The 24,748-nt window shown below is 68.7% G+C and carries 23 protein-coding genes; 11 read left to right on the plus strand and 12 right to left on the minus strand.

Annotated features, from left to right (window positions below; translation table 11 throughout):
- Nucleotides 1-102 precede the first annotated feature (102 nt).
- Nucleotides 103-582: an Lrp/AsnC family transcriptional regulator gene (locus AB0J95_RS15145; RefSeq protein WP_364757370.1), complete on the plus strand. Its 480-nt coding sequence runs from the start codon at nt 103-105 to the stop codon at nt 580-582.
- Here AB0J95_RS15145 and AB0J95_RS15150 read toward each other — a convergent pair.
- The 6 genes from AB0J95_RS15150 to AB0J95_RS15175 all read right to left on the minus strand — a co-directional run bounded on the left by AB0J95_RS15150 (nt 579) and on the right by AB0J95_RS15175 (nt 7,408).
- Nucleotides 579-947 (minus strand): hypothetical protein, encoded by a 369-nt coding sequence (locus AB0J95_RS15150; RefSeq protein ID WP_364757371.1) that lies wholly within the window; start codon nt 945-947, stop codon nt 579-581. The two genes, AB0J95_RS15145 and AB0J95_RS15150, sit on opposite strands and share 4 nt — an antisense overlap.
- A gap of 61 nt (nt 948-1,008) precedes the next feature.
- A complete protein-coding gene (locus AB0J95_RS15155; protein WP_364757373.1) occupies nt 1,009-1,743 on the minus strand; it encodes a metallophosphoesterase in 735 nt (244 codons plus the stop codon).
- A complete protein-coding gene (locus tag AB0J95_RS15160) occupies nt 1,743-2,537 on the minus strand; it encodes a hypothetical protein (RefSeq protein WP_364757375.1) in 795 nt (264 codons plus the stop codon). Before AB0J95_RS15160 ends, AB0J95_RS15155 begins: the two co-directional genes overlap by 1 nt.
- An 81-nt stretch (nt 2,538-2,618) precedes the next feature.
- Nucleotides 2,619-2,750: a hypothetical protein gene (locus AB0J95_RS15165; protein ID WP_364757377.1), complete on the minus strand. Its 132-nt coding sequence runs from the start codon at nt 2,748-2,750 to the stop codon at nt 2,619-2,621.
- A 163-nt stretch (nt 2,751-2,913) separates the two neighbouring features.
- Nucleotides 2,914-6,756, minus strand: coding sequence for a FixG Ig-like domain-containing protein (locus AB0J95_RS15170; protein WP_364757379.1), 3,843 nt, complete (start codon nt 6,754-6,756; stop codon nt 2,914-2,916).
- A 232-nt stretch (nt 6,757-6,988) separates the two neighbouring features.
- Nucleotides 6,989-7,408: a hypothetical protein gene (locus tag AB0J95_RS15175; protein WP_364757381.1), complete on the minus strand. Its 420-nt coding sequence runs from the start codon at nt 7,406-7,408 to the stop codon at nt 6,989-6,991.
- A 158-nt stretch (nt 7,409-7,566) separates the two neighbouring features.
- Here AB0J95_RS15175 and AB0J95_RS15180 point away from each other — a divergent pair, with 158 nt between their 5' ends.
- The 5 genes from AB0J95_RS15180 (at nt 7,567) to AB0J95_RS15200 (ending at nt 10,036) form a co-directional block, all read left to right on the plus strand.
- Entirely contained in the window at nt 7,567-8,373 is an 807-nt protein-coding gene (locus AB0J95_RS15180) for an MBL fold metallo-hydrolase (RefSeq protein ID WP_364757383.1), read from the plus strand.
- 5 nt (nt 8,374-8,378) lie between these two features.
- Nucleotides 8,379-8,780 (plus strand): nuclear transport factor 2 family protein, encoded by a 402-nt coding sequence (locus AB0J95_RS15185; RefSeq protein WP_364757385.1) that lies wholly within the window; start codon nt 8,379-8,381, stop codon nt 8,778-8,780.
- 19 nt (nt 8,781-8,799) lie between these two features.
- Nucleotides 8,800-9,294 carry a MarR family transcriptional regulator gene (locus tag AB0J95_RS15190; RefSeq protein WP_364757387.1) on the plus strand — a complete coding sequence of 165 codons (495 nt, stop codon included), beginning with the start codon at nt 8,800-8,802 and terminating at the stop codon, nt 9,292-9,294.
- A 143-nt stretch (nt 9,295-9,437) separates the two neighbouring features.
- On the plus strand, nt 9,438-9,851 hold the full coding sequence (locus AB0J95_RS15195; RefSeq protein ID WP_364757389.1) for a phage holin family protein: 414 nt from the start codon (nt 9,438-9,440) through the stop codon (nt 9,849-9,851).
- Nucleotides 9,848-10,036 carry a hypothetical protein gene (locus AB0J95_RS15200; protein ID WP_364757391.1) on the plus strand — a complete coding sequence of 63 codons (189 nt, stop codon included), beginning with the start codon at nt 9,848-9,850 and terminating at the stop codon, nt 10,034-10,036. Before AB0J95_RS15195 ends, AB0J95_RS15200 begins: the two co-directional genes overlap by 4 nt.
- On the opposite strand, the gene AB0J95_RS15205 is transcribed toward AB0J95_RS15200, so the two are convergent.
- The 5 genes from AB0J95_RS15205 to AB0J95_RS15225 all read right to left on the minus strand — a co-directional run bounded on the left by AB0J95_RS15205 (nt 10,001) and on the right by AB0J95_RS15225 (nt 14,576).
- Nucleotides 10,001-11,326: a hypothetical protein gene (locus AB0J95_RS15205; RefSeq protein ID WP_364757393.1), complete on the minus strand. Its 1,326-nt coding sequence runs from the start codon at nt 11,324-11,326 to the stop codon at nt 10,001-10,003. The two genes, AB0J95_RS15200 and AB0J95_RS15205, sit on opposite strands and share 36 nt — an antisense overlap.
- On the minus strand, nt 11,310-12,041 hold the full coding sequence (locus AB0J95_RS15210) for an alpha/beta hydrolase (protein WP_364757395.1): 732 nt from the start codon (nt 12,039-12,041) through the stop codon (nt 11,310-11,312). Before AB0J95_RS15210 ends, AB0J95_RS15205 begins: the two co-directional genes overlap by 17 nt.
- Nucleotides 12,041-13,039, minus strand: coding sequence for an SDR family oxidoreductase (locus AB0J95_RS15215; protein WP_364757397.1), 999 nt, complete (start codon nt 13,037-13,039; stop codon nt 12,041-12,043). The genes AB0J95_RS15210 and AB0J95_RS15215 overlap by 1 nt, the downstream gene beginning before the upstream one ends.
- Nucleotides 13,040-13,099: 60 nt before the next feature.
- The gene (locus AB0J95_RS15220) at nt 13,100-14,068 is read right to left on the minus strand and encodes a DNA topoisomerase IB (protein ID WP_364757399.1); all 969 of its coding nucleotides are present in this window, start codon (nt 14,066-14,068) and stop codon (nt 13,100-13,102) included.
- A gap of 118 nt (nt 14,069-14,186) precedes the next feature.
- Nucleotides 14,187-14,576, minus strand: a complete 390-nt coding sequence (locus AB0J95_RS15225; RefSeq protein WP_364757401.1) for a MarR family transcriptional regulator — start codon at nt 14,574-14,576, stop codon at nt 14,187-14,189.
- A 91-nt stretch (nt 14,577-14,667) separates the two neighbouring features.
- Here AB0J95_RS15225 and AB0J95_RS15230 point away from each other — a divergent pair, with 91 nt between their 5' ends.
- Genes AB0J95_RS15230 through AB0J95_RS15250 form a run of 5 tightly spaced genes read left to right on the plus strand, consistent with a single transcriptional unit; the run spans nt 14,668 to nt 22,868 of the window.
- Nucleotides 14,668-17,784, plus strand: a complete 3,117-nt coding sequence (locus AB0J95_RS15230; RefSeq protein WP_364757403.1) for an FAD-binding and (Fe-S)-binding domain-containing protein — start codon at nt 14,668-14,670, stop codon at nt 17,782-17,784.
- Nucleotides 17,785-17,797: 13 nt separating this feature from the next.
- Entirely contained in the window at nt 17,798-19,591 is a 1,794-nt protein-coding gene (locus tag AB0J95_RS15235; RefSeq protein ID WP_364757405.1) for a thiamine pyrophosphate-requiring protein, read from the plus strand.
- The gene (locus AB0J95_RS15240) at nt 19,588-20,682 is read left to right on the plus strand and encodes an enolase C-terminal domain-like protein (protein ID WP_364757407.1); all 1,095 of its coding nucleotides are present in this window, start codon (nt 19,588-19,590) and stop codon (nt 20,680-20,682) included. The genes AB0J95_RS15235 and AB0J95_RS15240 overlap by 4 nt, the downstream gene beginning before the upstream one ends.
- Nucleotides 20,679-21,029: a DUF6292 family protein gene (locus AB0J95_RS15245; RefSeq protein ID WP_364757409.1), complete on the plus strand. Its 351-nt coding sequence runs from the start codon at nt 20,679-20,681 to the stop codon at nt 21,027-21,029. Before AB0J95_RS15240 ends, AB0J95_RS15245 begins: the two co-directional genes overlap by 4 nt.
- Nucleotides 21,030-21,074: 45 nt before the next feature.
- Entirely contained in the window at nt 21,075-22,868 is a 1,794-nt protein-coding gene (locus tag AB0J95_RS15250; protein WP_364757411.1) for a glycoside hydrolase family 15 protein, read from the plus strand.
- Nucleotides 22,869-22,911: 43 nt separating this feature from the next.
- Here the strand turns inward: AB0J95_RS15250 and ctaD are convergent, their stop codons facing one another.
- Nucleotides 22,912-24,585, minus strand: a complete 1,674-nt coding sequence (ctaD, locus tag AB0J95_RS15255; protein ID WP_364757972.1) for a cytochrome c oxidase subunit I — start codon at nt 24,583-24,585, stop codon at nt 22,912-22,914.
- Nucleotides 24,586-24,748: the final 163 nt, after the last annotated feature.

The raw sequence follows: 24,748 nt of genomic DNA on the forward strand, positions 1-24,748 counted from the left end.
GCCACCATGAAGCAACGCACTGGTCGTCTGCACAAGACAGCGCCAAGAAATTGAACAGAATGCGCTATTCTGACCGCCCGACCACGACGAAGGGTGGGCACCGTGCCCAACCGCGCCCGCATCGACGGGACCGACGCGAAAATCATCCTCGAGCTGGCCAAGCACCCCCGCGCCACCACGATCGCGGTGGCCGAGGAGGTCGGGATCGCCCGCAACACCGCGCACACCCGGCTGACCAGGCTGGAGGACAGCGGCGCGCTGGGCTCGGTCGAGCTGCGGGTCGATCCGGCCGCGCTGGGCTACCCGCTGACCGCGTTCGTCACCGCCCAGGTCACCCAGCGCATGCTCGACGACGTCGCCGCCGCGCTGGCCGCCGTCCCGGAGGTGCTCCAGGTGCAGGGCATCTCCGGCGACACCGACCTGTTCATCCACGTCGTGGCGACCGACGCCGACGACCTCTACCGGATCGCCGGGCAGATCCTCGCCATCCCGGGCATCGAACGCACCAGCACGGCTCTGGTCATGCGTCAGCTCGTCGGCTACCGCGTCACGCCGCTGCTGCGCCGGGCGGTCCCCGACTAGACGCCCACGGTGGCGCGCTTGCGGTTCATCACGATCAGCGCGATGCCGCCGATGATGCACACCGCCTCAGTGATCACGCCCCAGTACTCGGGCTGGCTGTTGAACCCGTCGTGCACGCCCATGAACCCGACCGTCGCCGACAGGGTGTACGCGCCCAGGGTCAGCACGCCGAACCCGAACGCGGCCAGCCCGGGCAGCCAGTGCCGCCAGGCCAGCACCGCGATCGCGATCACCAGGCCACCGATCGCGTTCAGCAGGAACAGCGCGCCCAGGGTGCCCGCGGTGCCGTTCCACAGCCACAAGTGGATCCCGGCCGAGCCCAGCAGCGCGGCCGCGACCACGATCCGCAGCAGCCATCCGCCCATGACGGTCCTCCTATCCAGACTCTTGCCGTGCCCAGTACAACGCGGCTCATGTCCAGACGGTTCACCTAGTGGCGGATTCAAGCAAGTCGGGCTCGAGAACGTAGGTCGCGTACGCCTTCTTGATGACCGGCTGGGCCACGTTCCGTACTCGCACGCCACCCGGAGTAACCCCTTGCTCGGAACCGAAATGCGCGTGGCCGTGCAGCGCCAGGCTGGTGCCGGTCGCGTCGATCGCCTCACCGAGCAGATAGGACCCGAGGAACGGGTAGATCTCCGGCGGTTCACCGTGCAAAGTGTCCTTGACCGGCGCATAATGCGTCAGGGCGACGACGACATCGGTGTCCAAACCGGACAAGGCCGTGCGCAGAGCGTCGGCGGCCGCCATGGTGTGCTCGACGAAGCTCTTCATCTCCCGCTCGCCGAACCGGCTGGCGCACTTGCCCGCGAAGCCGCCGCCGAACCCCTTCACCCCGGCCACGCCGAGCGTGCCGCCGGGCAGCTCCAGCGTCACGGACGAACCTTCGAGCACGGTGATCCCGGTGTCCTGCAACAACTTCGTGATGCCGTCGCCGCAATCGCTGTGGTGGTCGTGGTTGCCCAGCACGGCGACGACCGGGACAGGCAGGTTCGCGAACTCCTCGGCCATGACAGTGGCTTCGGCCATCGTGCCGTGCCGAGTAAGATCACCCGCCAGCAACAGCACGTCTGCGTGGTCCGCCAAGTGCTCAAGGGCGGGGCGCAGCAGGCCGCCGGAGTCCTCGCCCACATGGACATCGCCGACCGCGGCGATCCTCATCAGCTGATCTCCTCCGCTCGAACGGGTTCCCGCAGGTCCGCGACCAGGACGTCGTTGTGCACGAGCTCACGGGCGACGTGCTCGCAGACGACCTGCTCGAGTTCGGCTTTCCTCGCCTCGCAAGTGACTTCACCGGTCAGGTGGACGTGGTCGCCACGGATCGTGACGTGCACGCCCTGTTCGGCGGTTCTCGGGTCCTCGGCCAGCGCGCGGCTCAGGCGCGCCGCGAGATACTGTGGTGTGTCAGGCATTGCCGCCTCCACGAGTTGAATATCGGCAGTGTCGATAATGGACAGTCCCGCCAGCAGGCCGAGGAACGCCCGCGCGTACGGCGAGGCGCACGTGTTCACGGTGACCTGCGCCCAGTCGACCTGTTCCCGCAGGTCGCGGGCGATCTGCAGGAGCGGCGCGAAGTCGCAGCGATGCGGGTCCAGCACGAGCAGCTTGTCGGTCAGCAGGTCCGTGCCGGACAGCACCAGTGCCGTCGTCGGCCCGACCCGCATCAGCTCCGCGCGGTCGAGCATCTCGTCGGTGACCGGCCGGTAGTTGGGCTGGAAGATCAGGTCCACCAGGCAGTCGCCGTCGTAGACCTTGGTGAGCCAGTCCTCCGGCGGCTCCACCGCCCGCATCCCGGCGGCCGTCAGCGCGTCCACCGCCTTCCGGACAGATGACGACGGCAGGAAGATGTCGACATCATGGTCCGACGGCGGGCCGCCGCGCGCGTACACCGCGAGTCCGCCGCCCACCGCGAACCGGACCCCGGCCGCGTCCAGCGTGGTCACCACACGGGTCACGCTCTGTAACAATGCGTCAATGTCCACGTCTGTCGTGTACCCCCTTTAGACGCTCTTGAAAGACCCGGTTCGAGGCCGCCCTCAGCCACCCAGACCCGTCGTGGCCTTGACCACGAAGCGCAGGGCGTCACCGACCTTCTCCTTGGGAACGTCGCGACGCAGCCAGCGCCGGGCCCGGAGGTAGGGATTTTCTTCTGCGGTATGCCACTCCATCGCGCTCGGCGATGGCCAGGATCTGATCTTGGTGCTGGTCGGGATCGAGCGTGAACAAGATCCGTTCCGGTTCCTGTGCCATGACACCTCGCACTTTCTTAGGACCACTTATAACACCAGTGCACCCCGGCCGGATGGGGCCGGGGTGCACTGGTGTCGGGGGTCAGCCGAAGTAGGTCAGGACCCGGTGCATCAGGTCCGCCTTCTGGGCCGCCGATCCATAGGCCTCGAACGGGAAGGCCAGGAAGACGACCTTGTAGCTGCCGGCGGTGACGGTCTGGCCGTCGATGGCGCCGGTGTCATCGGTGAACGCGGACTGTGCCGGGGCGATGGGGGTGACCTGGTCCTCGAAGGTCGCGCCCAGCACGCTGTGGTCGATCGGGACAGCGCCGATGCCGTCGCTGACGGCGCTGCCCGCCACGCCATGCACCGCGGCGGTCGGCTTGTCGTTCTGGCGTTCCGTGCCGTCCCAGGAGATGTGCAGGTAGTCACGCACGAACGCGGTCGTGCCCGCCGCCTGGTCCAGGATGTCCTGGCCCGACATGAACAGTCGTCCGCCGCCGTCGAGGAACGCCTTGAGCACGCCCTCGTACGGGGTGATCGGTCCCGGATAGGTGTTACCCGTCAACCAGACCACGTTGCGGTGCGCTGTCACGTACGACCGCGGCAACACCGGATCGGCGGACAGGTCCCAGTAGCCGGTCGCGGTTCCGTTGGCAGCCAAAGCATCCAGGTAGAACTGCTGGACGTTCGGTGCGCCGAGATCCTCATCGACCACCAAGGTGTCCGTCGACACCGCGATGGTGGTCAGCGTGACCGACCCGGTGACCGTGTTGTCCCCGTTGGACTTCGCGGTCAACGTGGTGTCACTGGTCGAATCGTTCGCCGCGTTGGCGGGCACACTGACCTTCACACAGACGTCAACGCTGCTCCCCGGCGCCACAGTCGGTGTCGTGGGGCTGGGTGTGGTGCAGGTGGCGTCGAAGGTGTTGGCCGTCCAGGCTCCCGTGGTGGACAACGCGTAGCTGTCCGGCTGGAAGCCCTTGTTGGTGACGTGCACGGTGAAGCTCGCGTCAGAGCCGACCCGAGCGCCGCCCTTCTGCTCATCCGCCGACACGACCACGCTGTGCGCGGGCGCGATCGGCACGGTGTGCGGGCTGCTGGAGGCGTCGACACCCTGGTCGGACTTCACCGTGATGCCGTCGTTGACGATCGAGGTGACCGTCGAGGGCAGCCGGTTGCTGATCCGCACGGTGAAGGACACCGAAGTGCTGCCACCGGCCGGAACCGACAGGCCCCGCCACCTGATCGTGTTGTCCCGGAACGTGCCACCGTTGGCCGCGGACACGAAACTGGTCCGGTCGGGCAACGGCACGTCCAGCCGGACCCCGGTGGCCGCCGCGTTCCCGATGTTCGACACGGTGACCTTGTAGTTGACCAGACTCCCCGGGCCGACCGGCAGGCCACTGTCCGAAGTGGACACAACCAGGGCCGGAGTGGACACTCCGGTGTCCAATGTGTACGCGGCACGGCCGTGCGTGCCCGCGGCCAGGACGGCGTGGCTCGGGTCGTAGTCGAGCTGCCAGGTGGACACCTTCGGCATCCCGTTGCCCAGCCGCTTCCACGTCTGGCCACCGTTGCGGGTGCTGAACGGGCCGACGTCCGTTCCAATGTAGAGCGTGTTGTCGTCGGATGGGTCCAGGATGATCGAGTTCACCGGGACGTCCGGCAGCCGGCCGCTGATGTCCTGCCAATGCCGCCCGCCGTCGGTGGTCTTGAACACGTGACCGCGGTTGCGCGGGGTGGCGGCACCGAAACCGGCGTAGGAGGCATACGCGACCCGCCAGTTCGAGCGGTCCACGGCGAACTGGGTGATCGGCCGGTTCGGCAGCACGTTCTGCCCGACCCGCGTCCAGCTCGGGGTGTTCGACGTGACCGCGTTCGGGCTGACCGACACGACACCGTCATCGGTGCCGACGTACACACCGTCGCCGCCCTCGGCGAGCCCGATGGCGCTGATGAAGCAGCCACGGGCACCGTTGGGCGCCGCGCCCGGGCAGCCGGTGGACAGGTCCGGGCTGATGGTGTCGAAGTGCACGTCACCCGCGGACGGCGCCTCGGCGTTGTTGGTGCGGTACAACCGGTAGGTGCCCAGGAAGATCTGGTTGGGGTTGCTGCGGTTCTGCACCCACGGCACGTAGAACTCGGCACGGTCCTGCAGGTTGATGCCGCCGTCGATCGGCTCGTTGCCGAAGAACGTGCCCACCTCGGACGGGTCGTACCGGTACGGCGAGATGCCGAAGAACGTGCCGAACACGTACGCGGGCAGGTTCGGGTTGAGCGGGTTGGTGGTGGTCTGGTCCACCAGCACCTGGCCGCCGTCGCCGCCCGCCTGGTCGAACCACCGGGTGTTGGCCAGCGACTTGCGCAAGGTCCCGTTGTCCTGCGTGCCGCCCCAGTACTGGCCGGGCACCTGCGGAACCGTTGCCATGCTGGTGAACTGGGTGATCCGCAGGCCGCTCGAGTGCACCAGCGCGCCGGTGGCCGCGTCGACCGTGCCGTTCAGGTTCTCCCACTGGGCGGCGGAAAGCGGGTCGGCGGCGCCCTTTCGCCCGCCGCCGGTGGCCGACTGCCAGATACCGCCGTCGTTGCCGATCGCGATGTGCTGGGTGTTGTTGGGCTGGAACGCGAACGCGTGGAAGTCCGGGTGCAGGTCGTAGCCCAGGCTCTTCCAGGTCGCCCCGCCGTCGGTGCTGCGGTAGACGCCGCCGGACTGCGGGGAGTTGTTGTAGCCGTAGCTGCCGCCGACGTACACGGTGTTCGGGTCGGTCGGGTCCGGCCTGACGAAGTTGTCGTAGAAGCATTGCGTGCCACAGGAACCGGCTACCGCATCGGCTCCGGTGCCCGCACCGGTGAGAGTCCACGTGGTGCCGCCGTCGGTGGTTTTCCACACACGCGAGGCGTGGTACGCGTCGGTCAGGTCGAAGTAGTCGTAGTTGGTGTAGATGGTCGGGCTCGCCGCACCGTTCGGATGCGACAGTCCTAACGCGAACCTCGTGCCGCCCTCGAGGAAGTTGCCGGGTGGCAGGTTGCCCAGGGCGTTGGTCCACGTCGCACCACCGTCGGTGGACCGGTAAATGGCGTCACCCCAGAAGGATGCCCACAGGTTGCGCGGGTTGCGCGGGTCCATCACCAGGTCGGTGGCGCCGTGCAGCTCGTCGGTCGTGCCCTTGTCCAGCTTCCAGTTCCGGCCGCCGTCACGGGACTCCCACACACCGAACTGGGCCGTCGCCGGATGGGTCGTGCGCCGCGCGCCACCTCGCCCACGCACCGTGGCGAGGTAGACGTGGTCGGGGTTGGCCGGGTCGACCTCGATGGCCGCACTGGCCTGCCCGTTGAACAGGTCACCGGAGACGCGCGCCCAGGTCACGCCGCCGTCGGTGGACTTGTAGACGCCGTCGCCGTAGTAGCTGTCGCCGGACAACGCGCCCTCGCCGGACCCGGCGTAGATGATCTTGTCGTTGCTCGGGGCGATGGCCAGCGCGCCGACGGACTGCGTCGAAGTGTCGGCGGTACGGGACGTCCACGTTCCGCTCGCGCTGTCATAGGTCCAGATGCCGCCCTGCGCCGCGCCGAGCACGATCGTGCCGTCGTTGCGGATGGCCAGTGCGCCGATGCGGCCGGAGACCGCCTGGAAGGTGTTGCTGGTCCGGCCGACCTGAACGATCGGGTCCGGCCCGGTGTTGACCCAGGTCCCGCCCCGGGCCACGCCGCGCTGGGTCTCGGCCTCCAGGGTGTTGGCGTCGCCCGACGCCTTGGATCTCAGGCCCGCGGCCTGTTCCAGGGTCAGTTCGTCGTCACCCGCGAGCAGGCGGCTCCAGTAGTACGCGTCGCGCAGCTTGTCGAAGCTGCCGTTCTCGTCGGAACCGTCCTCGCGCTCCCCCTTCGGGTGGAGCAGAACCGGTGTGTCATCTCCAACCGGCGCGGCCACGACCGGCGGCGCCACGGAAAACGCGGGTAGCACAAGGACAGTTGCCGCTATCGCCGATAAACGCGCACGGGAAAATAAGCGCACCATGAGGACTCCCATGTCGCCGGAGGGGACCGCGCGAGAGTCTCTCTCCGTGACCGGGATCACACAAGGGCCATTCGTGGCAAAACTCGGTGCCGGTACACAGTGTCACCGGACGGGCGCCGTGAGCATCCACAATGGACACGCCCGATATGCGAACTTCTTCTCAGTTCAAGCCGTTCGCCACCACGGTGACTCGCAGCTCCCACTTGAACGAGGCTTCTTTGGTGGCACTGACCGTGACCGTTCCCGGTACATGCGGCGAGCAGAGCACATCCTTGCCCGCATCCGCGGCGCAGCTGAGGATCTTGGCATCCGAGCTGGCCAGCGGCACGGACTCGTCCATGGTCAGCCGCAGCGACCCATTCACCGGCAGGCACAAGGGCTGCGGGGCGACGCCCTCACTCACCCGCCGCGACACGATGGCCGCACAGTTGCCGTTCAGCCCGGCGTCGCTGGTCGGCGGCGCGGCCGGCTGGACGGGCACCAGCGGCGCACCACCCGGCGACCCGGAGCCCTCCGTTCGCGCCCCGCACCCCGCGAGGCATAACGACAGAACGACCATCGCCCAGTACTGACGGCTCATCACCGGTCCCTCCAGGCGGCAAGGCACCGGCGCCCACCGTCCACCCCGGAATTCTCCTCATCGGACGGCGCCTTTCAAGGAGGCACGACGATCAAGGTGTAACCGACGTCACCAGTGCCACCGAAATACCTGACATGTCAGATTCTGTTCAGTCAGACATGAGCACTCTTGACTACCACGTGCTGGACCTCGACTTCCCGGCCGGCAGCAAGAACAAGACGGCCACCCTGATCACCGGTGAGCACGACGCACTGCTGGTGGATGCCGGTTTCACCCGCGCCGACGGGCACCGGCTGGTCGCCCGGATCCTCGACTCCGGCAAGCGGCTGACCACCGTCCTGATCAGCCACGGCGATCCGGACTTCTACTTCGGGGCGGAGGTCGTGGCCGACGCGTTTGCCGATGCGGTGTTCCTCGCGACGCCGCAAGTCATCGAGCACATAAAGCACTCCTACGAGGGCAAGTTGACGGCGTGGGCACACCTCGGGGCGAACCTGCCGGCCCGGTTGGTGGAGATCACCCCGCTCTCGGGGGACATCGCGTTGGAAGGCAACAGTTTCCAGCTGCGCGGCGGTTCGCCCGAACTGCCGGACCGGCACTACCTGTGGCAGCCGGAGGACCGCGCGATCGTCGGCGGCGTCCTGGTGTTCCAGCAGGAGCATGTGTGGGTCGCCGACACGCCTCAACCGGAGCAGCGTTCCGCCTGGATCCGGCTGCTGGACGAGATGGCCGCGCTCGACCCGGTGCTGGTCGTGCCCGGGCACCGCCTTCCTGGCACACCAGCGGACAGCACGGCCATCGCCGCCACGCGCGAGTACCTGGTCACGTTCGAGAAGGAACTCGCCGCGGCCGCGGACGGCGCCGCCCTCACCGAGACCCTGACCTCCCGTTACCCCGGCCACGGCATGCTGATCGCGGCACAGATCGGCGCCAAGGTGGCCAAGGGCGAACTGACTTGGGGCTGATCACCATGGCAGACAACGACTTCACCCCCGCGGCCGTCGTGCGCCGCCAGTACCTCGCGTCCGCCGCGGGCGACCTCGAAGCACTCCGCGACACGCTCGCGCCCGACGTCGAGTGGACCGAGATGGCCGGTTTCCCGTTGGCCGGCACATATCGCACGCCGACCGGTGTCACGAGCAACGTGATGGAAAAGCTGGCCGCCGATTGGGACGGCTGGACCGCCCACGACGACACCTACGTCGTCGACGGCGAGAACGTGGTGGTCCTCGCGCGGTACACGGCGACGAACAAGGCCACCGGCAAGGACATCGCCGTCCGCGTCGCCCATCACTTCGTGGTGCGCGGTGGCAGGATCGTCCGGTTCGAACAGTTCGTGGACACCGCTAAGGTCCGCGAAGCGATGGTCTGAGCACGAGGAGCGGTGAGGCGTGGGCAAGCGGGCGGAGATCTCCACGGCCAACGAGGCCGCCGGCCACGAGCTGGTCGTCGCGTTCGGACGGTTGCAGGGCGCGGCCAACCGGCTGGAGTACATTCTCGGCCGGGCCATCGAGGAGGAGTTCGGAATCACCCACCTGATGTACGAGGTCCTGCTCATCCTCGGCCGCGCCGGCGAGCCCGGCCTGCCAATGGGCAGCATCGCCCAGGCGCAGGTGCTGACCACCGGCGGCGTCACCCGCCTGATCGACCGGATGGTGGCGGCCGGGCTCGTCGAACGCACCGGCGACCCGGCCGACCGCCGGGCCCGCCTGGTCCGCCTCACCGCCAAGGGCGAGCAGACCACCGTCGCCGCTTCCCGTGTGCACCTGGAGAACATCAAGCGGTACTTCCTGGAGCCGCTGCCCGCCGACCATCGCGAGCGGTTCATGGCCGACCTCCGCACGCTGAGCCACGCCGCCCAGGAGGCCCTGCCCCGCCTGAAGTGACCGTCAGGTCATCCGTAGTCAGGGACGAAGTCCTGGTCGCCGGGAATCCGGTCGAGATTGGGCCGCATAGGCCAGTCTGGCACGGCGGCAGGCCGGTGGTTGCGGAGGCGTCCGCCGGGTACCCGGCGGGTGGGAGGTGCGCCGTGATCGAAGAGGTGAACAAGCAGCCGGCGTCGGAACGGTCGGTGGGGCAGCTGGTGGGTGATCTCGCCGATGAGCTCAAGCGCCTGGTGCGCGACGAGATCAAGCTGGCCGTCCTGGAGATGCGGACCAAGGGCAAGAAGATGGGTATCGGTGCCGGGGCGCTCGGCGTGGCCGGTGTGCTCGGTCTGCTCGGCGGCGGGACGCTGGTGGCCGCGGCGGTGCTGGCCATCGCGCTGGTGATGCCCGCGTGGCTGGCGGCGTTGCTGGTGGGCGGCGCACTGGTGATCCTCGCCGGTCTCACCGGGCTGGTCGGCAAGTCGCAGATCACCAAGGCGGTGCCGCCGGTGCCCGAGGAGGCGGTCGCCGGGGTGCGCGAGGACATTCAGGCGATCCAGCGCGGAGTGCGGAAGTGACCGACTTCCCTTCGACGCACGATCAGGTGCGGACCGACCGGCACGCCACCCGTGCGGAGATCACCGAGACCGTGGACGCGTTGGTCCACAAGGCCGCCGCGCGCGGGAAGGTCCTCCTGGCGGTGCTGGCGTCCCTGATTCTGCTCCGGCTACTGCTGAACATGCGGCGGCGGCACAAGAGTTAACCCGGTGGCACTGTCCAACTCGGCCAGTACGTGGTCGAGCGGCAGTGTGCCCGGCGCGGGACTTCCGACCTTGGGCAGGCGACGGAGTTCCGCGCCATAGCGGGTCAGCGCGGCGAAGTCCGCTGGGTACCTGTGAACGTCCACACCCAAGAAGTCCACGCCCGGCAACGCCTTCTGCCACAACGACGGCATGGCGATCCCTTTCGACTCGACGCCGTGCGGGAACAGGCCGACGTGGACCGAGCGGTACCGGCCGGGTGCCGACTGGACATGGTCGACGGTGGCCCGTACCGCGGACTCGACCGGGAACATCGTCCACAGTGCAACCAGCCCGGCCTCGAGGGTCCGGGTTGGGTCGATCAGCAGGAACGACTCGACCAGCAGCCGTGGATGCTCGGTGCCGAGCCAGGAGTGGTACAGGTTCGCGACCGGACCGGACAACGCGTGCGGCTCGGGGTAGCGAACAACATGCACCGGATGGCCCGTCTCAGCGGCGATCCGATGGACGTCATCGAGCAAGGCGCTGTCGAAGCCCCATTCGGCCTCGGGAGACTCGTCATCCGGGACGATGCCGTGCCGGTCGTAGTCCTCCGGCCCGATGCCACCCTGAGCGCCGACCTGGAAGACGTGCCGCTCGGCCACGTTGCTGACCGGCCAGGTCGATTCGTCGGCCAGGACGATGATCGGCGCGTCGGCGGCGAGGCGGTCACGGATGAACCGTTCGTAGGCGTCGCCGAGCCGTTGGCGTTTGACCCGGAAGTACGCCATCTGCCCGATCATCAGCCGGTCCTGGTTGGCGTCGTGCATGTGGTGCAGCGCGATGTCGTTGTTGCGCCGCAACAAAGCCGGTGCCACAGTCGCGCCGAAGTCCAGTGCCCGGTCGGGCCGGCCGGGGTCGTTGCCCCGCCAGCGGACCGGGATCAGCAGGGTCTGCGGCAGCCAGGGCATGCCCAGCGCGGTCGCGAGATGAACCGCGGCGCCGTTGGACGATCCCAGCAGCAGCCCGGGGTACCTGGCGGCCGGGTAGTGGCCGGTGACCCATTCGGCGACCGCGCCCATGTCGATCTCGCCCAGCTGTTCGGGCGTGACGCCTTCGGCGCCACCGGCGAAGGCGTACAGGCGTTGCCGGATCGGTCTGGGCAGCAGGTTGGCGGCCCGGAGGGTGGCTCCGAACAGTGGTCCCTTGCCGGCACGGTCGAACGGCTGCCCGGTGAGCCCGCGGCTGGTGGCCGCCAGCATCGCGCTCGCCGAGTCGAACGCGGCGATCGCCTTGTCAGGTTCGACAGTCACCGCGAACTCCCTTCACCCAGACATCCGGTGTCTCGTAGGGAAAGGCGTGCGGCCCGGGAACCTCGACGAAGTCGTCGGCCAGGTCACGCGCCCATTGCCTGGTGCACAACGGATCCTGGTCGCCCCGCAGGACGGTGACCGGGCAGGACACCTGCGCCAGCGTGGTCTCCAGGTCGTTGGTCATCATTGACCGGGCCAGCCGCATGAGCCGGAGCACCCCGGCCCGGCGCCATTCCGGCCGCTGGGTCCGCACCAGCGACGCTGGTTCCAGCCGCCCGTCACGCCGCCACCGGATCACCGCGCGCGGCCAGGACCGGTAGCGCGGATCGACCGTGGGGCTGCCCAGCACCAGCCGATCGACCAGATCGGGCGCCAGTACGGCCATCTGCGCGGCGACCTGGGTCCCGCAGGAGTGTCCGATCAGGACGACCGAGCGCAGCTCCCGCAACCGCAGCCAGTGTACGAGCGCGGCGGCGATGTCCGGAATCGTCAACGGGCGCGGCGGGTTCCCGCTGCCGCCGAACCCAGGCGGGTCCGGCAGCCACGCCCGGTACCCGGCGTTGGCGGCGCAGACCACGCTTTCCCGCAAGTACGCCGAGACACCGAGTCCCGGCACCACGACCAGCTCCCCCACGTCCGGCGAACCGGCGGTCAACGCGTGTACGCGACCCCACGCCGTCTCCGTCCACGTCGGACACAACTGGACATCGCCCATCAATGTCTCCGGATCGCGACCGCGGCGACCGCCGCCGCTGCCACCGCGCTGCCCGCGACTATGCCGCGGTGCTTGCTCATCCACTGCTGCGGGCTGTGGTCGTGCGCCACCTCGTCGAAATCGCCGTGGGCGCCTTGGTCGGTGCCGGAACGCTCGTCCGCCGGCTCCCACAGGTTCGCGGGCTGGTGCGGATCGCGCGGTTTGTCGGTCTGCTGCGACGAGAAACCGGTGCGGGCCAGGTAGTGGTCCAGCAGACCGGGAGCGACCTTGTCGCCGATCAAGGTGGCCACAGTGGACATTCCCACCCAGTACTCGCGCCGCCGTGGCCGGTCCGCGGCTCGCACGATCGCGCGCGCGGCCACCTCGGGCTGGTAGATCGGCGGCACCGGCTGGGCCCGCTTCGGCAGCCGCGACTTCACCCAGCCGAACTGGGGCGTGTTCACCGCCGGCAGCTGCACCATCGTCGCCCGCACCTTCGTCTTGGCGTGCAGCAACTCGCAGCGCAGCGAGTCGTGGAACCCCTGGATCGCGTGCTTGGCGCCGCAGTAGGCCGACTGCAACGGGATCCCGCGATAGGCCAGCGCCGAACCGACCTGCACGATCACCCCGGAGTTCCTGGGCAGCATCCGTTTGAGCGCGGCCTTGGTCCCGTAGACGTAACCGAGGTAGCTGACCTCGGTCACCCGCTGGAACTCCTCCGGCGCGATCTCGGTGACCGGGGCGAACACCCCGGTGAACGCGTCGTTCACCCACACGTCGATCGGCCCCAGCTCGTCCTCGACCCGTTGGGCCGCGGCCTCCACCGCGCGGTGGTCGGCCATGTCGACCGGCACCACGATCGGCTCGCCGCCCTCGGCCCGCACATCGGCGGCCGCACTGTCCAGACCGGACTGCCCACGCGCGAGCAACGCGACCTTGTCGCCCCGGCGCGCGAACTCGCGGGCCGTCGCCCGCCCGACTCCCCCACTCGCCCCTGTGATCACCACAACCCTGGACACAGCCGTCCCTTCCTCCGCACAGACTCCTGCTCTGGAGTACCCCGGCGCAGTCCCCGGAAACTAGTCGGCGAGCAGCTTCAGCACGGCTCGTTCGATGTCCTCGCGGCCGTCGACCTCGGTCAGGTCGATCGTCCTGCCCTCACCGAACGCGTCGACCACCCGCGGATCCACATAGGACCGCTTGGCCACCGCCCTGGTGTTGCCGAGCTGTTCGGCGACCCGGTCGAACGCGGCGACCTCGGCTCTTTTGCGAGCGGTCTTGGACTTCGGCAGGCCGGCCTCGGCGAACGACACGGCGGCCAGCACGGTGGCGTTCCAGGTGCGCAGGTCCTTGGCGGTGAACTGCTCGCCGGTCAGCTCCTTGAACCGGGTGTTGATCGTGTCCGCGTGCACTTCCCGCCAGGTGCGGCCGGCCCGGTAGACCAGCAGCCGGTCGGTGTCCGCCGCGGCCCGCCGCAGCGACCGCACGAGCTTGACCAGCAAGGGGTCCCTCATCCGCAGCCGCCGCTCCAGCCCGCCCTTGGCGATGAACCCGAACCGCAGCTCGCCTCGCACGATCGTGACGTCGTCCTTGACCAGGGTCGCGACCCCGCGGCTGTCGTCGGCGTACTCCTCGCCGCCGGTCCGGAACACCCCGCGATCCAGCATCCGCAGCGCCCCGCCGTGCACCCGTTCACAGGTCAGGCCCCGCCCGTTGAGATCGTCCTCGATCGCCTTGCGGAACTGGGGCAGGTGTTCGGCCAGCTCGAGCACGCGCTCGTGTTTCTGCTCGTCGCGCTGCCTGCGCCATTCCTCGTGGTAGATGTACTGCCGGCGGCCGGCGTCATCGGTGCCCACCGCCTGGATGTGACCGTTCGGGTACGGGCAGATCCACACGTCCCGCCACGCCGGTGGGATCACCAGCGAGCTGGCGCGCCCGCGCGCGTCCTCATCGGCGGGTTCGCCGGTGTGGGTCAGGTAGACCCATCCGCGTCCACGCCGCCGTCTGGTCAGTCCCGGCCCAGCCGGATCACTACGCCGCAACCGCATGCCGCAGGGCTACCCGGTCCACGTCAGATCGAACCTGCGTATCGGGCGTCCCGCGAGCCATTCTGTTTACCCCCGTACCGGGGCATCAAACATTGAGTTTACTTGCGTCTCGCAAGTTTCAGCTTGTCGTGGATTTGTTCGCCGCTCGTGCGAAATGACCGAATGCGGCCACGACCGATGCGCGCACCTCGGGCGGCAACCGGTCCAGGATGGCGGTCAGCGCGGCGCGCCGGTCCTGGTCGACACGATTCACCGTCTGCCGCCCCGCGGCGGTCGGCGCGAGCAGGATCTCCCGCCTGTTCAGCGGGTTGGGTGCTTTCTGCAGCAAACCGGCGGTGACCAGGCGTTCACACGCCCGGGTGACCGAGGACGGCGTGATGTCCAGTTCCTGGGCCACCCGGGTCATCGTGACCGGGGTGAGCGTCACAGTTGTCCGTAACGCCCGGAACTGGGTCAACGTCAGCTGCCCGGTCGCTTTTTCCACGGTCGAATCGGCGATTGCGACCATGGCCCGGAGGGTAGCCAAGGCGGTGGAGGCGTCATCTTCGGTCGTCGACGTTTGCGTCACGCAATTATGGTAGACACGGAGTGGAACTCAGATGGCAATGACCGACCTGCCGGACCCGGTGGTCCGGCCCGATCAGCGCCCGGCGGTCGACACCGCCCGGCTGGAGGCGGCACTGCGCGGTCGTGTGGACGGCGAGGTGCGGTTCGACGTGGGCAGCCGGGCCGCCTACTCGACTGACGCGTCGAACTTCCGCCAGGTGCCGATCGGGGTCGTCGTGCCGCGTTCACCGGAGGCCGCGGCGGAAGCGGTCGCCGTCGCACGCGAGTACGACGCCCCGTTGCTGTCGCGGGGCGGGGGGACCAGCCTCGCGGGCCAGTGCGCCAACGCGGCCGTGGTGATCGACTGGTCGAAGTACTGCAACCGCGTCGAGTCGGTCGACGAGGACGAGCGAACCTGTGTGGTGCAGCCGGGGATCGTGCTCGACGAGCTCAACCGGCAGCTCAAGGACACCGGGCTGCGGTTCGGCCCGGAACCGGCCACGCACATGAACTGCACGCTCGGCGGGATGATCGGCAACAACTCCTGCGGCGCCACGGCCCAGCGCACCGGCAAGGTGGTCGACAACATCGCCGCGCTGGAGGTGGTCTGCTACGACGGGACCCGGTTCTGGTGCGGGCCGACCAGCGACGACGAGTACGCCGAGATCGAACGCCACGGCAACAAGCGGTCCACGCTCTACCGCCGCCTGCGCGAGCTGCGCGATACCTATGCCGAGGAGATCCGGCGGCGTTTCCCGGACATCCCCCGCCGGGTGTCCGGCTACAACCTCGACTCCCTGCTGCCGGAGCACGGGTTCGACATCGCCGGCCTGCTGGTGGGCAGCGAGTCCACATTGGTCACCGTGCTGCGGGCGAAGCTGAAGCTGGTCCCGGTGGTCAAGAAGCGGACCCTGGTCGTGCTGGGGTACCCCAGCGTGGACAAGGCGGGCGACGCGGTGCCGAAGATCCTGCCGCACGAACCGATCGCGCTGGAAGGCCTGGACGCCAAGCTGATCCGGGACGAACGGATCAAGCACCTCAACCCGGGCGCCCTCGACCACATGCCCCGCGGCCGGGCGTTCCTGATGATCCAGTTCGGTGGCGAGACCACCGACGAGGCCGACAGCCGTGCCCAGAAGCTGCTCGACGACCTGAAGGACAGCGACCACCAGGCCGATGTGGCGGTGCTCGACGACCCCCGGCAGGAGCACGAGCTGTGGCAGGTGCGTGAGGCCGGGCTCGGCGCCACCGCGCACATCCCCGGCCGCCCGGACACCTTCGAGGGCTGGGAGGACTCGGCGGTGCCGCCCGAGCGGCTGGGCGACTACCTGCGCCGGCTTTCCGCGCTGTACGAGGAGTTCGGCTACGCCAGCGACACCGGGCCCAGCCTGTACGGGCACTTCGGGCAGGGCTGCGTGCACACCCGCATCCCGTTCGACCTGTACAGCGCCGACGGAGTGGCCACCTACCGGCATTTCCTGGACCGGGCGGCGGACATGGTCGTGGAGTTCGGTGGCTCGCTGTCCGGTGAACACGGCGACGGCCAGACGCGGGGGGCGCTGCTGCCCAAGATGTTCGGCGAGCAGATCACCGAGGCGTTCGGCCGGCTCAAGGCGATCTTCGACCCCCGCGACCGGATGAACCCCGGCAAGGTCGTCGCCCCCTACGACCCGGCGGAGAACCTGCGGCTCGGCCCCGCCTGGGCGCCCGCGACCCCACAGGACACGTACTTCCGGTACCCGCACGACGGCGGTTCGTTCGCCGAGGCGGCCAACCGGTGCGTCGGTGTCGGGCGCTGCCGCCAGCACACCAACTCCGGCCATGAGGTGATGTGCCCGTCCTACCAGGTCACTGGCGAGGAGGAGCACTCCACCCGCGGCCGGGCCCGGCTGTTGTTCGAGATGCTCAACGGCCACAGCGACGGTCCGGTCACCAATGGCTGGCGGTCTGAGGAGGTCCGCGATGCTCTCGATCTGTGCCTGGCGTGCAAGGGATGCAAGACCGACTGCCCCGCCAACGTGGACATGGCGACCTACAAGGCGGAGTTCCTGGCCCACCACTACCGGCACCGGCAGTGGCGCAGGCCGAGGGCGCACCTGTCCATGGGCTGGTTGCCGGCGGTGGCACGGCTGGTATCGAAGACGCGGCTAGCCTCCGTGGTGAACGCGGTCACCCACGCGCCGCTGCTGTCGCGCCTCGCCGTGGCGGCCGCGGGTGTGGAGGACCGCGAGATCCCGTTGTTCGCCGGGGAGACGTTCCAGCAGTGGTTCCAGCGCCATGAGCCGCGCGGGACCGGTTCGCGGGGCACGGTGCTGTTGTGGCCGGACACGTTCACCAACCACTTCCATCCCGGCATCGCGCGGGCGGCCGTGCAGCTGGTCGAGGACGCCGGGTGGCGGGTGGTCGTTCCGGAGCAACCGGTCTGTTGTGGACTGACCTGGATCTCCACCGGGCAGCTGGCCACCGGCAAGAAGATCCTGACCCGCACGGTCGAGACCCTGGCCCCGCACCTGCGGGCCGGCGGGCTGGTCCTGGGGCTGGAACCCAGCTGTACCGCGGTGTTCCGGTCCGATGCCATGGAGCTGTTCCCGGAGAACCTGGACGTGCGGCGGCTCCAGCGGCAGACGGTGACCCTGGCCGAGCTGCTCACCGAGCACTCCAACGGCTACGAGCCGAAGCCGCTGCCGGACGGCACCCGAGCGATCGCGCAGGTGCACTGCCACCAGCACGCGGTCCTCGGCTGGGACGCCGACGAGAAACTGTTGCAGCAGGCGGGTGTCCGGGTGGAGCACCTGGAGTCCGGCTGCTGCGGGCTGGCCGGCAACTTCGGCTTCGAGCCGGGTCACCGCGAGGTGAGCGAGGCCTGCGCGGAACGGGTTCTGCTCCCCCGGGTCCGGGATACCGAGGCGGACACGGTGATCCTGGCCGACGGGTTCAGTTGCCGCACCCAGATCCACGAGCTGAACAGCGGCGGGCGCGAAGGCGTCCACCTGGCCGAGCTGCTCGCCGCGCCCGAGCACATCGACGAACCGGTCGACACACCAGAGCACATCTACGCGCAGCGACCCCGTACGCCCGGACGCGCCGCCACCACTGCCGCGCTGGCCGGCGCCGCGGCCATCGCGGGCACCGGCCTGGCGGGTCTGCTGCGGTGGCTGCGCAAACGATGAGGAGGATTTCCCAATGACGCAGACAGTCGGCGACTACGTGGTCCAGCGACTGCGCGACTGGCAGGTGGAGCAGGTCTTCGCCTACCCCGGCGACGGGATCAACGGCATCGTCGCCGCCTTCGGCCGGTCGGACAACCAGCCGCGGTTCGTGCAGGCGCGGCACGAGGAGATGGCCGCGTTCTCCGCTGTGGGCTACGCGAAGTTCAGCGGCCGGGTCGGGATCTGCATGGCCACCTCGGGTCCTGGCGCGATCCACCTGCTGAACGGGCTGTACGACGCCAAACTCGACCACGTGCCGGTCGTGGCGATCGTCGGGCAGACCGCGCGCAGCGCCATGGGCGGCAGCTACCAGCAGGAGGTCGACCTGCAGTCGCTGTTCAAGGACGTCGCCTCGGAGTACCTCGTCGAGGTCAACGTGGCCGAGCAGCTGCCGAACGCGCTCGACCGGGCGATCCGGACCGCCGAGACGCAGCACGCGCCCACCGCTGTGATCATCCCGACCGACCTGCAGGAGGAGCCGTACACCCCGCCGCAGCACGCGTTCAAGCACGTCCCGTCCAGCCGGCCGAGCCACGCCCATCCGACGTTGTGGCCCAACGAGAACGACATCCAGGCCGCTGCGGAGGTGATCAACTCCGGCTCGAAGCTCGCGATCCTGGTCGGTCAGGGCGCTCGCGGTGCCGCGGCCGAGGTCCGGGAGCTGGCCGAGCTGACCGGCGCCGGGGTGGCCAAGGCGTTGCTGGGCAAGGACGTTCTGCCCGATGATCTGTCCTTTGTGACCGGTTCGATCGGGCTGCTGGGTACGCGGCCGAGCTACGAGCTGATGCGGGAGTGCGACACGCTGCTGATCGTGGGCTCGAACTTCCCGTACAGCCAGTTCCTGCCCGACTTCGGCCAGGCCCGCGCGGTGCAGATCGACATCGACGCGCGGATGATCGGCATGCGGTACCCCACCGAGGTCAACCTCGTCGCGGACGCCAGTGCCACGCTGAAGGCGTTGCTGCCGCACATCGAGCGCAAGCCGGACCGCTCCTGGCGGGAGAAGATCGAGAAGAACGTGGCGTCCTGGTGGGAGACCATGGACCGGCAGGCCGAGATCGACGCCAAACCGGTGAACCCCATGCGGATCGTCAGCGAGCTGTCCACCCGGGCCCCGGCGAACGCCATCTTCACCTCGGACTCCGGGTCGGCCGCGAACTGGTACGCGCGCAACCTCCGGATCAAGGAAGGCATGCGCGGGTCGCTGTCGGGCACGCTGGCCACGATGGGACCTGGTGTGCCGTATGCCATCGGCGCCAAGTTCGCGCATCCGGACCGGCCAGTCATCGCGTTGGTCGGCGATGGCGCCATGCAGATGAACGGCATGGCCGAGCTGATCACCATCGCGCGCTACTACGAGCTGTGGTCCGACCCGCGGTGCGTGGTGTGCGTGTTCCACAACAACGACCTCAACCAGGTCACCTGGGAGCTGCGGGCGATGGGCGGCGCGCCGAAGTTCGAGGAGTCCCAGTCACTGCCCGATGTGGACTATGCGGGATTCGCCCGCAGCCTCGGTCTCGACGCGGCCATTGTGGACAGTCCCGACCAGCTGGGCCCGGCCTGGGACCAGGCGTTGACCGCGTCCCGGCCGTTCGTGCTGGACGTGCACTGTGACCCCGAGGTGCCGCCGATTCCGCCGCACGCCACCGTCGAGCAGGTCAAGTCGGTGACCGAGGCGGTGCTCAAGGGCGACCCGGAGGCGTTCCACATGATCGTGCAGGGCATCAAGACCAAGGCCCAGGAAATGCTGCCCGGCAGGAAGTCATGACCGCGAGCGTGCCGGCGATCACCGCGGTGGAGGCCCGCGCCTACCTCGTGCCGACCCGCACGCCCGAAGCCGACGGCACGCTGGAGTGGGACAGTACAACGATTGTCGTCGTCCACGTCCAGGCCGGGCCGGTGACCGGCCTGGGCTGGACGTACGCCGATGTCAGCTGCGTCCCGCTGATCACCGGCACGCTCGGCCCGGTCATCCAGGGCAAGCCGCTGGACGTGCCCGCGCGCTGGTCGGACATGCAGCGGCGGATCCGCAACCTCGGGCGGCCGGGCATCGTCTCCTGTGCACTGTCCGCTGTGGACACCGCGTTGTGGGACGCCGCCGCCCGGTTGCTGGATCTGCCGTTGTGCCGGTTGCTGGGCAAAGCACGTGACGAGGTGGCGCTCTACGGCAGCGGGGGGTTCACCAACCTGACCATCCCGGAGCTGGAGAACCAGCTGGACGGGTGGGTGCACAAGTCCGGCATCCCCCGGGTGAAGATCAAGATCGGCCGGGACCTCGCCCTGGACGTACAGCGCGTGCAGGCAGCGCGAGCGGTGGTGGGCGACGACGTGGAGCTGTACGTCGACGCGAACGGCGCCTACTCCCCCGGCGAGGCCCGCCGGGTCGCCCGCGAACTGGAGGACTACCAGGTGCTGTGGTTCGAGGAACCGGTGACCAGCGACGACCTCGCCGGTCTCGCCGAGCTGCGCCGGACGACCACAGTGGACGTCGCCGCGGGCGAATACGGTTACGACCTAGTCTATTTCGCGCGCATGGTCGGCGCGCGGGCGGTGGACTGCCTGCAGATCGACGTCACCCGCTGCGGCGGGTACACCGAATGGGCCCGGGCCGCCGCGGTCGCGGCCGCAGCGGGCTTGGACGTCTCGGCGCACTGCGCACCGAACCTGTCCGCCCACGCCGGCGCGTCGACGCCGAACTTCCGGCACATCGAATGGTTCGCCGACCACGACCGCATCGAGACGCTGTTGTTCGACGGCGCACTGGATCCCACCGGAGGCCGGGTCCGGCCCGGGGACACGGCCGGCCACGGCCTGACCCTCAAGGACGCCGACGCGGCCGAGTACCTGATCGAGGCATGACCATGAAACCGGACCCGAACTATCACGACAACGCCGCGTTGCGCCTCTACGTGGAGGAAGTGGCCACCCAGCTCGGCGTCGAGGCGGCCGCCACCTGGTCGGAGTACGGTCCGCCGTCGATGGCCTACATCGCACTCGCCGACCGGTCACCGCGGTTCCCGGGCCGGTTCCTGATGCTCCAGTGGACCGACACCGAGGGCTGGAACCTCGCGCTGGAGCCGGCGGGCGGCGAGGATCCGGTCGTGCTGGCGGCCTGGCCGGACCGGGTCTACCCGATGCCGCTGTGGCTCGCCGAACAGGTCCGGCTGGCGATGGCCGAGGACCAGGCCCCGCACTGTGCACTGTGAGATCGGCACTGTGAGATCGGCACTGTGAAGATCGGGCGAGGCTGGATGACACCGAGGATCGAGGACTACGCACTCCTGGGCGACCTGCAGACGGCCGCCCTGCTCTCCCGCGACGGCCGGATCGACTGGCTCTGCCTGCCCCGGTTCGACTCGCCCGCGTGTTTCGCCGCGCTGCTGCACGACCCGCAGGCGGGCATGTGGGAACTGTCCTCTGTGGACGGACACGTGACTCGCCGGGCCTACGCGGGCGAGACGCTGGTCGTCGAGACCGAATGGGCGGCGTCCGGCGGCACCGTCCGGGTCATCGACTTCATGCCGCCGCGCGGGGAGTCGGCCGATGTCGTCCGGATCGTGGAGGGCGTGTCGGGCCGGGTGCCGATGCGGATGAGCCTGCGGATCCGGTTCGGCTACGGCCGCGTGACGCCCTGGGTGCACCACCAGGACGATCAGGTCGCCGCGGTGGCTGGGCCGGACGCGTTGTGGTTGCGGACACCCGTCCGCGTCGAGGGCGGCGATTCCGAGAGCCACGCGGAGTTCACCGTCGGGCCCGGCGACCGCGTGCCGTTCACCCTCACCTACACGCCATCCCACGCGCCCGAGCCGGAACCGGTCAACGCCGACACGGCTCTGGCCGAGACGCAGAAGTTCTGGAACGACTGGATCGCGCAGTGCCAGTACACCGGTCCGTGGCCGGACACGGTCCGGCGTGCGCTGGTGACGTTGAAGGCGTTGACCTACCAGCCGACCGGCGGAATCCTCGCCGCCGCAACGACATCGCTGCCCGAACAGCTCGGCGGCTCGCGCAACTGGGACTACCGCTACTGCTGGCTGCGGGACGCGACGTTCACGCTGCAAGCCTTGCTGGGCACCGGGTTCACCGAGGAAGCGCATGCCTGGCGGGAGTGGCTGGTGCGCGCGATCGCGGGTGACCCGGCCGAGCTCCAGACGATGTACGCGCTCGACGGCGGCCGGTACATCCCGGAGACCTCGCTGGACTGGTTGTCCGGGTACGAAGGTTCGACGCCGGTCCGCGCCGGGAACGACGCCGCCGGTCAGTTCCAGCTGGACGTGTGGGGTGAGGTGCTCAACGGCCTGCATCTGGCGCGCACGGCCGGGTTGCCCGCCTCACAGGCCGCCTGGGAACGGCAACGGGCGCTGCTGGACTTCCTGGAGGGCCACTGGGACCGGCCGGACAACGGGCTGTGGGAGGTCCGTGGCGACCGGCGCCATTTCGTTCATTCCAAGGTGATGGCGTGGACCGGGGTGGACCGCGCGATCCGGATGGCGTCCCGGTACCACCTCGACGCTCCGCTCTCGCAGTGGCGTGACCTGCGCGACCGTATCCACAAGGACGTGTGCGACCGTGGCTACGACACTGAACGTGGCACTTTCACGCAGTTCTACGGCTCTCGGGGCGTCGATGCCGCGCTGCTGCTCATTCCGCGCACTGGGTTCCTGCCGTGGACCGATCCCCGGTTCACCGGGACCCTCAAGGCCGTCCGGACTCACCTCGAGGAGGACGGTTTCGTGCGCCGCTACGACCCGGACGCCGACAAGGACGTGGACGGTTTGGCGGGCAGGCAGGGCAGCTTCATCGCATGCAGCTTCTGGCTCGCCGACGCCCTGCACAACACCGGCCAGACCGCCGAAGCCCGGGCGCTGTTCGAGAAGCTGCTCGACCTGCGCAACGACGTCGGCCTGCTCAGCGAGGAGTACGACACCCACCACAAACGTCAGATCGGCAACACCCCTCAGGGGTTCAGCATGGTCGGCCTGATCAACACCGCCCGGACCCTCACCGGCCAACCCGACGTCGGCACACCCCCACCCGAACACTGATCCCGCTCACCGCCGGATGGTCAGGTATCTCCGGACGGGCTGGTCAGGAGGATCCTTCCGGCTTGTGTGGGCTGTTGGCGGCCGCGTCGGGGTAGTGCATGTCGAAGGCGGGGCGTTCGGAGCGGATGCGTGGGAGTTCCAGGAAGTTGTGCCGCGGGGGTGGGCTGGTGGTGGCCCATTCCAGGGAGTTGCCGAAGCCCCACGGGTCGTCGACCTCCGCGGTGCGGCCGTAGCGGTAGCTCTTGAGCACGTTCCAGATGAACGGCAGCACCGAGGCGCCCAGCAGGAACGCGCCGATCGTGGAGATCAGCTGCAGGGTCGTGAACCCGTCGGTCGGCAGGTAGTCCGCGTACCGGCGGGGCATCCCCTCGTTGCCCAGCCAGTGCTGGACCAGGAAGGTGATGTGGAAGCCGAGGAACGTCGTCCAGAAGTGCAGCTTGCCCAGGCGTTCGTCGAGGAACCGGCCGGTGATCTTGGGGAACCAGAAGTAGATCCCGCCGAAGGTGGCGAACACGATCGTGCCGAACAGCACATAGTGGAAGTGCGCCACCACGAAGTAGGTGTCGTGCACGTGGAAGTCGATCGGTGGTGACGCCAGCAGCACGCCGGTCAGCCCGCCGAGCAGGAACGTGATCATGAACCCGAGGCTCCACAGCATCGGGGTGCTCATGGTGATCTTCCCGTGCCACATGGTCAGGATCCAGTTGAAGAACTTCACCCCGGTCGGCACCGCGATCAGGAAGGTCATGATCGAGAAGAACGGCAGCAGCACCGCGCCGGTGGCGAACATGTGGTGCGCCCACACCACGACGGACAGCGTGGTGATCGCCACCGTCGCCCAGATCAACGCTTTGTAGCCGAACAGGGGTTTCCGGCTGAACACCGGGATGATCTCGGTGACGATCCCGAAGTAGGGCAAGGCGACGATGTAGACCTCGGGATGTCCGAAGAACCAGAACATGTGCTGCCACAGGATCGCGCCGCCGTTGGCCGAGTCGAACACGTGCGCGCCGATGTGCCGGTCGGCCATCAGCCCGAACAGGGCGGCGGTGAGCACGGGGAAGGCGAGCAGCACGAGGATGCTGGTGAAGAAGATGTTCCAGGTGAAGATGGGCATCCGGAACATGGTCATGCCGGGCCCGCGCAGGCACACCACGGTCGTGATCATGTTGACCGCACCCAGGATCGTGGACAGACCGCTGATGATCAGCCCGGCGTTCCACAGGTCCCCGCCGATCCCCGGCGAGTAGAGGTCGTTGGACAGCGGGGTGTAGGCGGTCCAGCCGAACGCGGCCGCGCCCCCGGGCGACAGGAATCCGGACAGCACAATCAATCCGCCGAAAAGGTACAACCAGTAGGACATCGCGTTCAGCCGGGGGAACGCCACGTCCGGCGAGCCGATCTGCAGCGGCAGCACGAAGTTCGCGAACCCGAACACGTTCGGTGTGGCGTACAGCAGCAGCATGATGGTGCCGTGCATGGTGAACAGCTGGTTGTACTGCTCCGGCGACAGGAACTGCAGCCCCGGCACGGCCAGCTCGGCGCGCATCAGCAGCGCCATCACCCCGCCCGCCATGAAGAACGCGAACGAGGTGACCAGGTACATGACCCCGATCTGTTTGTGGTCCGTGGTGCGGAACAAGCGCAGCAGCGCATTGCCTTTGGCGACAGGTGCGCCAATTGTCCTGATCGTCACCGGCTCGGACGTCACCGCCATGCCCCTGGCTACCCGGGGCGGCATGGTTGAAACGTGTCCACTTGGGACTCGTGTGCACCGGCCGCGTACCGGGTACCCGCCCGGCATGACCAGTCCACCTGACCCGGACTTCACCACAACCGAACAACTGGACGAGGACGAGCTGGACACCGACCCGCTGGAG

It is taken from the genome of Actinocrispum sp. NPDC049592 (assembly GCF_040675465.1).
In the GTDB taxonomy this organism is placed as follows: Bacteria; Actinomycetota; Actinomycetes; order Mycobacteriales; family Pseudonocardiaceae; genus Kibdelosporangium.